Source organism: Paraburkholderia sp. J63 (assembly GCF_905220245.1).
Classification (GTDB): domain Bacteria; phylum Pseudomonadota; class Gammaproteobacteria; order Burkholderiales; family Burkholderiaceae; genus Paraburkholderia.
In genome coordinates this window covers 131,245-142,848 of record NZ_CAJMZF010000013.1, presented here as the reverse complement: position 1 = coordinate 142,848, position 11,604 = coordinate 131,245, and the positions used below count along the sequence as shown (strand labels likewise).

15 protein-coding genes and 1 tRNA gene are annotated in these 11,604 nt (G+C 61.7%); 13 read left to right on the top strand and 3 right to left on the bottom strand.

Annotation, left to right across the window (positions count from 1 at the left end; all coding sequences use genetic code 11):
* Positions 1–65: 65 nt before the first annotated feature.
* A tRNA-Ser gene (locus U5775_RS16700) sits at positions 66–157 on the bottom strand.
* Between the two features lie 140 nt (positions 158–297).
* Here U5775_RS16700 and U5775_RS16695 point away from each other — a divergent pair.
* From U5775_RS16695 to U5775_RS16635, 13 genes are all read left to right on the top strand, one after another.
* Positions 298–1,689 (top strand): integrase family protein, encoded by a 1,392-nt coding sequence (locus U5775_RS16695; RefSeq protein ID WP_322059192.1) that lies wholly within the window; start codon positions 298–300, stop codon positions 1,687–1,689.
* An 85-nt stretch (positions 1,690–1,774) separates the two neighbouring features.
* Positions 1,775–2,050 (top strand): hypothetical protein, encoded by a 276-nt coding sequence (locus U5775_RS16690; protein ID WP_322059191.1) that lies wholly within the window; start codon positions 1,775–1,777, stop codon positions 2,048–2,050.
* Positions 2,043–2,312 carry a hypothetical protein gene (locus tag U5775_RS16685; RefSeq protein WP_322059190.1) on the top strand — a complete coding sequence of 90 codons (270 nt, stop codon included), beginning with the start codon at positions 2,043–2,045 and terminating at the stop codon, positions 2,310–2,312. The genes U5775_RS16690 and U5775_RS16685 overlap by 8 nt, the downstream gene beginning before the upstream one ends.
* Complete coding sequence (locus U5775_RS16680; RefSeq protein ID WP_322059189.1) at positions 2,305–2,667, top strand: hypothetical protein; 363 nt, start codon at positions 2,305–2,307, stop codon at positions 2,665–2,667. Before U5775_RS16685 ends, U5775_RS16680 begins: the two co-directional genes overlap by 8 nt.
* Before the next feature lie 83 nt (positions 2,668–2,750).
* Positions 2,751–3,218: a hypothetical protein gene (locus tag U5775_RS16675; protein WP_322059188.1), complete on the top strand. Its 468-nt coding sequence runs from the start codon at positions 2,751–2,753 to the stop codon at positions 3,216–3,218.
* A gap of 121 nt (positions 3,219–3,339) precedes the next feature.
* Positions 3,340–4,869, top strand: a complete 1,530-nt coding sequence (locus tag U5775_RS16670) for a hypothetical protein (RefSeq protein ID WP_322059187.1) — start codon at positions 3,340–3,342, stop codon at positions 4,867–4,869.
* Positions 4,870–4,975: 106 nt separating this feature from the next.
* Entirely contained in the window at positions 4,976–5,188 is a 213-nt protein-coding gene (locus tag U5775_RS16665; protein WP_322059186.1) for a DNA-binding protein, read from the top strand.
* A complete protein-coding gene (locus U5775_RS16660; RefSeq protein ID WP_322059185.1) occupies positions 5,188–5,523 on the top strand; it encodes a hypothetical protein in 336 nt (111 codons plus the stop codon). Before U5775_RS16665 ends, U5775_RS16660 begins: the two co-directional genes overlap by 1 nt.
* Positions 5,517–7,496 (top strand): AAA family ATPase, encoded by a 1,980-nt coding sequence (locus tag U5775_RS16655; RefSeq protein ID WP_322059184.1) that lies wholly within the window; start codon positions 5,517–5,519, stop codon positions 7,494–7,496. Before U5775_RS16660 ends, U5775_RS16655 begins: the two co-directional genes overlap by 7 nt.
* Before the next feature lie 146 nt (positions 7,497–7,642).
* Positions 7,643–8,038 (top strand): hypothetical protein, encoded by a 396-nt coding sequence (locus U5775_RS16650; RefSeq protein ID WP_322059183.1) that lies wholly within the window; start codon positions 7,643–7,645, stop codon positions 8,036–8,038.
* Positions 8,031–8,453 carry a single-stranded DNA-binding protein gene (locus U5775_RS16645; protein ID WP_322059182.1) on the top strand — a complete coding sequence of 141 codons (423 nt, stop codon included), beginning with the start codon at positions 8,031–8,033 and terminating at the stop codon, positions 8,451–8,453. The genes U5775_RS16650 and U5775_RS16645 overlap by 8 nt, the downstream gene beginning before the upstream one ends.
* Positions 8,416–9,120, top strand: coding sequence for a hypothetical protein (locus U5775_RS16640; RefSeq protein WP_322059181.1), 705 nt, complete (start codon positions 8,416–8,418; stop codon positions 9,118–9,120). Before U5775_RS16645 ends, U5775_RS16640 begins: the two co-directional genes overlap by 38 nt.
* Positions 9,121–9,296: 176 nt before the next feature.
* Positions 9,297–9,776, top strand: coding sequence for a hypothetical protein (locus U5775_RS16635; RefSeq protein ID WP_322059180.1), 480 nt, complete (start codon positions 9,297–9,299; stop codon positions 9,774–9,776).
* A gap of 36 nt (positions 9,777–9,812) precedes the next feature.
* Here the strand turns inward: U5775_RS16635 and U5775_RS16630 are convergent, their stop codons facing one another.
* On the bottom strand, positions 9,813–10,673 hold the full coding sequence (locus U5775_RS16630) for a hypothetical protein (RefSeq protein WP_322059179.1): 861 nt from the start codon (positions 10,671–10,673) through the stop codon (positions 9,813–9,815).
* 161 nt (positions 10,674–10,834) lie between these two features.
* Positions 10,835–11,374 (bottom strand): DUF4760 domain-containing protein, encoded by a 540-nt coding sequence (locus U5775_RS16625; protein WP_322059178.1) that lies wholly within the window; start codon positions 11,372–11,374, stop codon positions 10,835–10,837.
* Positions 11,375–11,604: the final 230 nt, after the last annotated feature.

Genomic DNA, 11,604 nt, shown 5'->3' with positions numbered 1-11,604 from the left:
AGTTTTCACCGCCCCAAAACGCACAAGGGGTTACGTGAGAATCTCACGTAACCCCTTGGTCTGACTGGTGCCGGCTGCAGGACTCGAACCCGCCACCTGATGATTACAAATCATCGAAAGTCGGCATTTTTCGGCGTTGACCGAAATTTACTCCAGCCAGAAAAATTCAATATATACAGCAGCTTGGAGTGAAAACCCAATAGATTGACGTTGACATAGATTGGTCTACGGTTACACAATCGGGTTACATGGTGGTTACACGAATGGCCGTGTAACCCCTGCTCGAAGGTGGGAACTGTGGCCAAGGTCAATTTCACGGCGGGACGGGTCAACGGGCATCGATGCCCTGCTGGCAAGTCTCAAGCCTTTCTCTGGGATAGCGGTGCGTCCGGCCTTGGCGTTCGAGCCACGGCAGCGGGTGCGCTGGCCTATATCTATCAGGGCAAGCTGAACGGGGCGACGGTGCGCGTCACGATTGGTGCACCGAAGGATTGGGGCATTGATGACGCGCGTGACGAAGCGCGCCGCCTGCAGCGCCTAATTGATGCCGGCAAGGATCCGCGCGAGGAGGCCGCCGAGCAGCGTGCAGCCGGAGCCGCTCGAAAGGCCGAAGCGGTGCGTCAGAACGTGATTTTTGCCGAGGCATGGGCGGCTTACCTGACAGACCTCGAAACGAAACCCTCTCCGAAAACGAAGCGTCCCCGGAGCGCCCAGTACATTGAGGACCACCACAAATTGGCCGCCCCCGGTGGTGCGAAGAAGAAGCGCGGAAAGGGACTGACTAGCCAAGGTCCGCTGTATGCGCTTATGCCGGTGAAACTGCCCGATATGACCGGCGACCGCGTTGCCGACTGGATGGAGGATGAGGTTGCCGAGCGACCAACTAGCATCGCCTACGCGTACCGGATGTTCAAGGCCTTCGCCGGCTGGTGCGAGGGTCAGCCCAGATTCAAGGGACTTCTGCCGGACGATTGCCATTCATCCCCGAAGGTCACAGCCCTGCTGCCAAGTGTGAATACGCCTGAAGGCGATTGCCTCGAACGCGAGCAACTGTCGGCATGGTTCAAAGCGGTGCGCGCCCTGTCCAATCCTGTGGTGTCTGCCTATCTGCAAGGTGTTCTCATCACCGGCCCACGCCGTGAGGAGCTGGCTGAGCTTCGCTGGGACAATGTCGACTTGCGCTGGAACAAGGTGAAGCTGCGCGACAAGATAGAAGGTACCCGCACCATTCCACTGACGCCCTACTTCAAGTCGCTGCTGCTCGAACTGAAGCGCATCAACGACACGCCACCGAACGTCACGCAACTGCAGACAATGAAAGCAGCCGGCACGCCGTGGCAACCATCGCCATGGGTGTTTCCGAGCAGTGCATCGGAGAGCGGGCACATTGAGGAACCGCGCTACGCACACGGGGCTGCTATTGAAGAAGCAGGCCTGCCCCATGTGACGCTGCAGGGTCTGCGCCGCTCGTTCGGCACGCTCGCGGAATGGCTGGAAGTACCAGCCGGTATCGTGGCTCAAATTCAAGGGCACAAGCCGAGCGCGCTGGCCGAGAAGCACTACCGCCGCCGCCCGCTTGACCTGCTGCGCCAGTGGCACACCCGAATCGAAGCGTGGATGCTGGAAGAAGCTGGAATTGAGTTTAAGGCCGAGGAAGCGTCCGGCCCGAAGGAGGCAACCGCTGCCTGACGGCTTCAGGCAGAAGCGGCGGCCAGGGTGCTACCAACACCGTGACCGCCTGACCGAAACACGACCTGTTATGGAGGTTCGTATCATGGCTACAGTCGATTTTACCGAACGCATCCTCATAGACGGATTTCAGCCCGTTTCCGTCGATGACATCGAAGGCATCGCAAACATCACCTACGAGCAGGCTGAGGCGATGAGTGCAATCTTTCGCAGCATTTCTCGGCTGACGGACGACCGCGACATCAAGGCGCTATGTGAGCATGGCGCTTTGCAAGCTGACCTACAAGCGAACGACATCGATGTGATTCGCGAGAGAGCAGTAAAAGCGGGTCTCGACGCACGCGGGGTTCGTCATGGCTAACGCCAATTCTACCCGGGCCGCAGAGGCCCCCAAGGACGCGGCTTGTGTGCTGGAGCGAGTCGAGGCTTTGCTAAACCAAAAGGCGTCTCTCGCGTGGAGGGTTTATAACACGCTGGCGTTTATGGTCGAGGCGGTGCCGTATGACGACCCTGAAGACCCCAGAGGATTGCCGGTGCATTGCACGCTTATTGATTTGAAGGCGGATATGGACAATCTGGCTACCAGCCTTGGGGCCCTGGTGCACGAGGCACGCCATGAATAGCGCACAGGTCCTGACGCACCCGGCTTTTGACCGGCCGCCCGTGCTGAATGCCAGACGCCATGGGCCGACCCCGCGCGGCGTTCCTATGCTCAGCACGGTGCGCCACTCGCGTCGTGACGATGAGGCGAACTTGCGGGCCTGGGCGCGCGAGCACGCCAACGCATATTGGACCCTCGACCAGATACGTCGAGCGAAGCAATGGAGCGACGCGAAAGACCTGCTTGAGAAGCGCAATGACGCCATCTGGCAGGAGGTCGAGCAGTTACAGGAGGATGCCGCTGCACTCCTCCATGAGGCATCCCGGTTGAAATGTCTGCTAGTCGAGCGGCAACTCGGCGAGCTTGCGCACGAATGATGGAACTCAACACTCGTCCCCATAACATGACCTGAAATCACCGCGCGCCGCGCCGCCGTCGCGCTCTTACCTTGGAGCTGACTATGAGGCTCGAACAATACGACGTGCGCGACCGCGCCTATGGAGCTTGGCATCGAGCGCCCTCGATTCGCAGATATTTGCATGCGACGCAGGCTGAATCTCTGACGATGGTGGACCTCGATTCTGTCCTGTTCACCGAATACGACCATGGCGCCAAGGTTCCGCTGGCGCTGGTTGAAGTGGCGATGGATATTGGCCAGGAGAAGCCCGCAGGGGTATTGCAGCAGCTCGCGAGGCTGGCGGACGTACCGGCGTATGTTGCCTTGTACACGCCCGCGGCGTCCGACAATCCGGCGAACCCCAATTGGGCGGACATTGAGTCCTTTCGGGTAAAGCGGATGTGGCCACGGCCGGAATTTGGCTGGCGGATCCTCACGCCGACGCAATGGGCGCGTGCGCTTGTCCAGATTCGCGGCTGGCAGATGCGACGGTTCGAGGCCCGAGAGGCGGCGAACGACGCCCGTTATTGATTGGCGCGTTGGCTGTAGCATCGTGGTTTGCTCCTGCCTAGCTCGACGGGGCGAAGAGCCGGACACCTTCACCGGCCTGGCAGGGGCTCCAGATTGAAGGTTTGCGCTTGAAGGCGTGCAAATGGCTGATAGGGTCAGTTTTTGGTCCGACGACGGGCATTCGCCCATCAACTGCGAAGAATTCATTGCGGCGCTGGTTCGCGAAAAATATAAGGACGGTCTGGACCTGGCGCCCGAAGAAAACGAAGCAATTCGTATCGACCGTGCAGAAGTTCTCCGGCGCTTTGTTGAAGCGGCTTGCCAAGCCGGGAAGCTGATACCGCGTGGACGTGACTTCCTCCCGATTAGCAGCATTCCAACGCGGGATACTTTTGAACCGTTCCACGCCCTTTTTTTCGAGCGCCAGTCATTTCTCGCATTCGCTGAGGATACATGGCTCGTGAGTCCAGCCCCGGACGAGGCTCCTGAGCAAGCGCAGCGCATCACCATTGAAGACCTGGCGTGGATGATTGCGGTACAGCGTGCCGACCAGGGCATCAATCACGCGCACGGCCTTGACGAGCGGGACGGTCTGCGCCGCACAATCGAAATTGCCCTGCATGTACGAGGATGGTCCCCCGATGGCATTCCCGGCGTTATTCCACAGATAGCCGAAATGGCCCGAGCCAAACAAATCACTTTGCACGGTCCTATCGAAGCCGAAGTGCCAGAGGCCCATGAGATTTCAGCTTCCCCGGCTGCCTGGTCGCTTACTGCCGACGACGCACAAAGAGTGCTGGCTTCCTTGTGCCACTCCGTTCGCCGCTATACGGCCGCGGACGCTGCGGACATCCTTGCCAAGCTGGCTCACCCGAACGATTACATCGCCGAGTACGCACTGAAGACCTCGCTGATTGCGCGCATGGAAGGCGCCATGCAGAAAGACGAGTTGGTTCCGAACGAGCGGCGAAAAGACGGTGAGGTGCTGCTGAACGAGTACAGCATTGACGAGTGGCTGGCGCGCGAACAGATACCAATGCGCCTGAACCCGGCCACGCAGGCGAATTGCGAGCAGGCCGAGATGGAAGCCGCGGGCCGGCGCCTGATTGATGAGGTGGTCGGGATCCTCGCCAAGGAGACAGGCACCGAGGCGGCGCGCTGGGAGTCCACGCTTGTGGCCGAAATCAAGGGCGGCGCTCTGCCATTGAAGAATCCGCGCGACCTTGGGGACTTCCTGCCATACGCCGTGCCAAAGAACCTCCGCACGTTCTATGACCGTGTGGACATTGCCGACGTTAACAAGCTGCTCGACTCGCATCCTGATTGGCGCGTGACATATCGCTTTCCAGTTGAGCCGCCGCCAGCATTGCCGGAAGAGCCAGACCGCCGGCTTAACGGCGCGGGTGCGCTCAACGCCACGAAACACTCCCTTGGAACGCGCAGCAATCCGCTCAAGGCAGTCATCGACAAGGCAAAGTCCTTGGCGGAAGACCCGAGCGACACCCATTCGGTTTGGGCGGCGCTCTCGAAATTGGCGCAGGAGATTAGTCGACCGGCTCCATTGCTAGGCTATGCCGAGGCCGAGGGAGTCAAGTGGGACGATAACGGGACCGTCAAATTCTTCACGAAGAAGAACCTCACCGACCGCCTGCGGCGCGCGAACACTCGTTAATGCGCGCCAAGGCTCGCTAAGGCGCGCGTCTATCGGATAACGCAAAGACACGCCAAAAAATCCGTATCACCTCAATTCAACGCCGCACGGCGGGAAGGTGATACACATGACCACGCAGCAAGTTACGGCGGTGCCTGCGAGCCGCCAATTCATCACGACCGAAGAACTCGCATCGGCGCTGTCCCTGCGCCCGCAGAGCATCCGCAAGCGCTACATGGAGACCGGCAGCTACCACGGCGTGCGCCCCGTGAAATTGCCGAACCGCTTTCTCGCGTGGCCGGCTGACGCGGTCCAGCAGTTGATGCGCGGAGTGGCGTAATGAAAAAGAAAAACGCCCGCCAGCCGGAGCAGACGAGCGCGAACAAGCAACGCCATTTTGCCGGAACCGACAATCCGCGTCATCTGCGCGTCCTTCAAGCACTCATGCGGCGCTCGATGCCGCGCGAGGAAGTTGACCGCGTGGCCGGCGCGTCGAATGGCCCTGACTTGATTTTCGACCTGCGCGGCAAGGGGTTGGAAATCCCGTGCGCCAAGGTGCCTTGCATCGACCGTGACGGTATCGAGGTCGAACGCGGCATCTACGCCCTCAGCGCGCTCGACCGTCGCCAGATTGCACGCTGGCTCGCGAAGCGCAGCAAGGGGGTCGCATGGTAAACGGTCACGACGCCGCGCGTGCCCGTGACGCCTTGTTTGCGCTCGACGCCGGTTGCCCGCGCAATGAGTGGGTGAGCGCCGGCATGGCTGCGAAGGCGGCGGGCCTGTCCGAGGATGATTTTCTTGAGTGGTCGGCCGGCGGCGCCAACTACGGCGGTGAGCGCGACGCCCGTTCAGTATGGCGCAGCATCAAGCCGGAAGGGGGCATCGGGTCGGGCACGCTGTTCAGGATGGCGATGGATGTTGGTTGGCGCGATCCACGCGCGCGCAACGGCACGCCGGCTGCGCGGGTGCCCGTCGCGAAATCGCCGAAGGCTGACGCGCCTCGGAAGCCGCGCACCGACTTGGCCGCGACGTTCGATGGCTATCCGGCCGCCAGCGCCGACCATCCCTACATCGTGGCGAAGCGCGGAAGCCCTGATGGCCTGCGTGTGGTGCCAGTCGATGACGCGTTGACCATCGGCGGCGAACGCGTGTCAGGCTGGCTCGCGGTGCCGGTGCGTTCGTTCGATGGGATGTTCTGCACGGTGCAATTCGTCCCGCCGCCGGGTGCCGGGAAGAAGCTCAACGCTCCGGGAGCATCGTTCAATGATGGCCTGTTCGTGGTCGGGGACATTACGGCCGACGGCACGCTATACGTCTGCGAGGGAATCGGGCAGGCGTGGGCGTGCGCCAAGGCCGACTATCACGCCGCCGCGGTGGTCACGTTCGGCGCCGGCCGTACTCGCGCCATCGCAAAGGTGCTGCGCAAGCGGTTTCCGGCCGCGCGCATCGTCATCGTGCCCGACTGCGGCAAGGAGACGGACGCCGAAGACATTGCCCGCGAAATCGCGGGCGCGTGGGCCGAACTGCCCGCCAGCAAGCCGGCGAACTATGACGCCAACGACTACGAGGCCGAGCACGGCACCGAAGCGCTGGCGGACCTGCTGCGGGCCGCGAGGACGCCGCCCATGCGCTACCGGCTGCAATCGGCCGCTGACTTGCTGGGCGCGCCGCCACTGCGCTGGATGGTGCACGGCGTGTTGCCCGTTTCCGGCTTTGCTGCCATCTACGGACCGTCAGGCTCGGGGAAGTCGTTTCTGATGCTCGACCTTTGCGCCGCCATCGCGGGCGGCTCCGAATGGTTCGGCAGGCGTGTGCACGCCGCCCCTGTGACCTATGTGTGTCTCGAAGGCGAAGCGGGCCTCGGCAAGCGCGCGAAGGCGTGGAGCATCCGCCAGCGGTGCAATCTGCCGGAGAGGCTGCGCTTTGTCACGCAACCGCTCGACCTGCAACAGCCGGAAGACGTGGCCGACTTGTGCGCGGCGGTGCTGGCGGCCGGCGGTCGCGACGGACTGCTTGTCATCGACACGCTCAACCGCGCTGCGCCGGGCACTGATGAAAACTCCAGCGCGGACATGGGCCAGCTCATCAAGGCGTGCAAGGAGCTACAGCGCCGCGTTGGCGGTCTGGTGCTGTTGGTCTCGCACACGGGGAAAGATAGCGCAAGGGGCCTGCGCGGCCATAGCAGCCTGTACGCCGCGCTCGACGCCGCTATTGAAGTCACACGCAGTGACGCGCGCCGCGAATGGAGCGTCGCAAAGAGCAAGGACGATGCAGACGGCGGGCGCCATGCCTTCGCGCTGCGCGTTGTCGAACTCGAGGACGGCGAGCTTGGCGAGCCGGTGACTTCGTGTGTCGTGGAGCCGGACGACAGCGCCGGCGAGGTGCGACGCGTGAAGCTCCCGCAGGGCGGCAATCAGCGTATCGCGCTCGATGCACTCGCCGAGCCGCTGCGCCAGTCTCGCGACTTCGGCAAGGGTGACGCTGCGCCGAACCAGCCATGCCTCGAAATTGAGACCGCTGTACGGGTCGTCGCCTCGTGCCTGACCTGTGAGCCGCGGAAGCGAAACGAGCGTGCCAGGGCGGCCGTAACCGGCCTCGTTGCCAACGGTGTGTACGGTTCCAAGGACGGCTGGCTATGGCGCAAGTAACCCACTTCCCACCCATCCCGGAGTCCCTCCCGTTCCCGCCCGTATCTATATATACGGAGCGGGAGAAAACGGGACCCAGAAGCTCCCGAAACGGGAGGAAACGGGACAAAACGGGACACCGACCGAAGCATACCGAGAGGGCTTGCATGGGACTGAAATCGAGAACGAAGGGCAACGTGGGCGAGCGCGAGATTGCTGCTCTGGTACGCGAGCTGACCGGCTGGGACGTAAAGCGCCGTGTCCGCCAGCACGACGGCGACGCTGACCTCGATGGTGTGCCGGGGTGGTGCGCCGAGGTGAAGCGGTACGCAACGGCAACGCGCGGCGACATTCGCGAGTGGTATGCACAGGCGGCTCGCCAGGCAACGGCGGAAAGCAAGCTGCCGGTGCTGTTCTATCGCCGTGACCGCGACGAATGGCGCGCCGTGTGGCCGCTGGCGGTGCAGCACGGTTGCATGTGGAGCGGGTACGAGTGGACCTGTGAGGGTTCGATTGAAGCCTGGGCGGCGGTCGCTGCCGATTGCGAGGTGAAACATGATTGACGGACTTGTGAGCGGAAAGCTGTACGGCACGGCGACGAGCCGGACGAGTCAGAACGGCAAGACGTTCGTGACCGCCAAGGTACGCGCGGCGGCAGGCGATGGCGAAGCGCTGTTCGTGAACGTGATTGCGTTCAGCACGACGGCCGGCGAGGCGTTGCTCGCACTCGCTGACGGCGATTCCGTGGCGCTGGCGGGCACGCTGACGCCGAAGGCATGGGTGGATCGCTCAGGCGATGCAAAGCCCGCTCTCGACCTGGTAGCGCACGCAGTGCTAACCGCGTACCACGTGAAGCGCAAGCGCGCCGCGGTGCAGGGCGAAGGTAATAGCGCAGAGCGTAGCGGCAGCCGTCCCGCGAACGGTGGCCGACAGGGGGCGCATGAGCCTGCGTTCGCCGATGACGACATTGCATTTTGAGGCTGCCATGACCGAGAAAACGAAACGCCAGTCAAAAGCACCGGAATCGGGCAATGGCAACAGGGTCATGAATGTCCCGCAGTTGCCTGGAGAGACGGACGACACAAGTATCGCGCGGGAAATTACCAGACCCGAAGTCGGTGCCGCTGCAACCGCCAGCTACTTCATGCCGCTTGCAAAAGGCGCTGACATCAATGCGCTTGCAGACGAGCTGAAACGTCAATCGACGTTCGCGAACGACGGCAACCTTGACCGTGCAGAGGCGATGCTCATGAGTCAGGCGCATTCGCTGGACGCCATGTTCAACGAGTTCGCCCGGCGTGCCGCGCTCAACATGGGCGAATACCTCACGGCAACCGAGACCTACATGCGCATGGCCCTGAAGGCTCAGGGCCAGTGCCGGGCCACGTTGCAGACGCTGGGTGAACTCAAGGCGCCGCGCTCAATCGCGTTCATCCGGCAGGCCAATGTCGCGAATGGGCCGCAGCAGGTCAATAACTGCCCTGCGCCGGTTGCGCGCGAGAAAACGCCGGATTCAACGAACGAACTTTTGGAGGCGAGCAATGGCGAATGGCTGGACGCCGGAACGGCGGGCGCGTCAGGCGCAGTTGATTCAGCAATGGCAACCGTGGGCAACGTCGACGGGGCCGAGGACCGAAGAGGGTAAGCGCGCGGCCTCGCGCAACGCCTTGAAGCATGGAATGCGCTCGGCGCAATGGGAAGCCGAGCGGCGAGCCGTAACCGAGGCGTTTCGGGAGCTGCGGGGTTACCGTCGTGAGTTGCCTACCGCTTAATGTCAGTGACTTAACTTCGTCGGCAACGACATTCACAGGAGTAGATGAAATGGCAGTCTTTGGCTTTGGAAGCGACCCAAACAGTGGTCCGGGCGTTGGCGGGCTCAACGGATTCTTCAACGGCCCTGCGGCCTACGGATATTCGGGCATGACGGGAGGCGTTACGCCGAACGGCTCGGGGCTCAACTCGGGGATGGCGGGCAATCTCGGCGGCGCGTTCGGCTTTTCGCCTACGGGCATGTTCAGCGGCCTGCAGCCCGGCGGTGGGATGACAGGAACGCAAAGCGGCCCACTCGGTGGCGGTCTCTCGGGTGCAGTGAATGGCGCTGCCCCGATTGGGGGCGCAACGATGGGCGGGTTCGACTGGGCGCCCTGGGCGCTGGGTGCCGGCGCCGCCCTGCTCGCGAAGAGGGGAAATCAGCAGGGCACGATGGGCGGTGACCCGGTGCCGCATTTTGGCTTCGGCAATCCTTCCGTGAAGTTCGCGCCGCCGCAGAACCAACTTCCTTACATGCACATTGGAGGATGAGCGCCCGGCTTTGCTAAAGGAGTGGGCTCGCCGGGCTCACTTTTTGGAGTTGGCGATGATGAGCGCGCCGATGATGATTGCGGCGCCGGTGGGAATCCCCGCGAGCATACCGGCGACCGCCCACACGATGCCTCCAACGATTGCGGCGAGGATCAGCGCTCCGGTCAATTCGCGGGCTAGAGCTGCGGCGATGACGACTGCCGCTGCGGCGAACCATCCACCGTGCTGGACATTGGCCTGTGTGACAAGGTAATACGCACCGTAGAGCGCGAGCGCCGCGGCGGGATAGCGGACGAAGGGCGATTCCAGCTGCTTGTCTGTCGCTGCACTGCGCGCCGCCTGAACGCTTCGTTTCGCGGCGTCGTCCCGCTTCATTGCTTCGCTGGCTGCGGGTGAAGGCACCGTCGAATAGCGCACGAGATAGAGGCAGAAGCCGATAACGAACAACGGGGTAGCTGGCCACGCCTGCCACCAATACGCGGCGAACGGTTCCCCTTGTGGTTGGGTCTGCCAGATGACCGCTACCACTGCCGCGCCAACCAGCCACCAGACGGCGAGAATGGCCAGCCGTCGGCGTCGGCTGTATTCGAGTTTCCTCGTGGCGTAATGACGGACGCTGTCTTTCTGATACGCGAGCCAGCCGAACAGGCAACCGACGAGCATCGGTGCGGTTCCTGCGGCCAGAGCACCAACGCTGACGTTGGTGCTGCCCACGCATTGCATTGTCCAGATGACGATGGAGAGCAGAAGTCCAGCGCCGGCGCGCCACATGAACGCCTCGCGCCGCTTCGATTGAGGAACGGCCTCCAGCCATCTCGCTGACGCGCTGTCATCGTTTGTGTCGGACAGTCCGCTGAGTTGCCGCGCCTCAGGTCCACCAGGGCGCTCAAGTGACATGGCGTCACCCCCTTGTGTCGTTCGTCTTTTACGCGGATGGTAGCGGATAGCGAGCGCGTTGCGTCGATAGCATCGGCGACCTCTCCGACGTTAGAGAAGAGTCATGCAGGGTGCTTGAGTAGTCCGATTTCAATGACTGGCGAAGGCAGCCGGTTTCATGCTCAGTGGAGTTTGTTGAGATGCCTCAATGCAATCTTGAGGCGACGCAAGTTTCGTGCATCACCATCTCCGTTTCGCCGAATCATCCAGCGGATAGCCAGCCAATCGAAGTTCATATAGAGGCGAGGATTTTTCGCCTGACGCTTTCGCATATAGGGAACCATCGACTTCCACATCCAGATAACCGATGTCCCGTAGGCGTTGTATAGCAAGTTCTCGTCGTAAACCTTTCGCCTCACTGCAATTGACGCCCGCTCCCAAGTATTCAGCATCTCCCGAATATGGCCGACCATCTCATGCTCGGCTGTATCCGCCAAGGCTTCGGTCGCAGCCCAACCTGGATTCTGCTCCATCCACAACAGCATGGCCTTCATCGCGCCGCTGAGTTTCTCTGACTGGTGGTATGACGATTCAAAGTCAATAGAGTGCTTGGACCGCGTCAAATGACGTGTGGTGTAAAACCCGATGAGTGCCACGATGGCAGACGCCAGCACAACTGGAAACGTGGGGTTCTTCAGCAACCAGCAAACCAATGGCGACATAAAAAAAGCGCCCTAATGGGCGCTCCAGTTAAAAGTTCAGTGGTCGAGATTAGACGCCGAGGTCTTCTTCGCTGGCAGAAAACATACGAACATTCATCATTGTTCCCCCTTTATAACGAAGTTTCCAAGAAGCACTGTAAAGATATGGTTAGCGTAACAACTCTTCAAGGACTATCTATGACTTTTCGCTATCGAACCAACAGAGCACTTAGAGTCCCTATCAGACGATG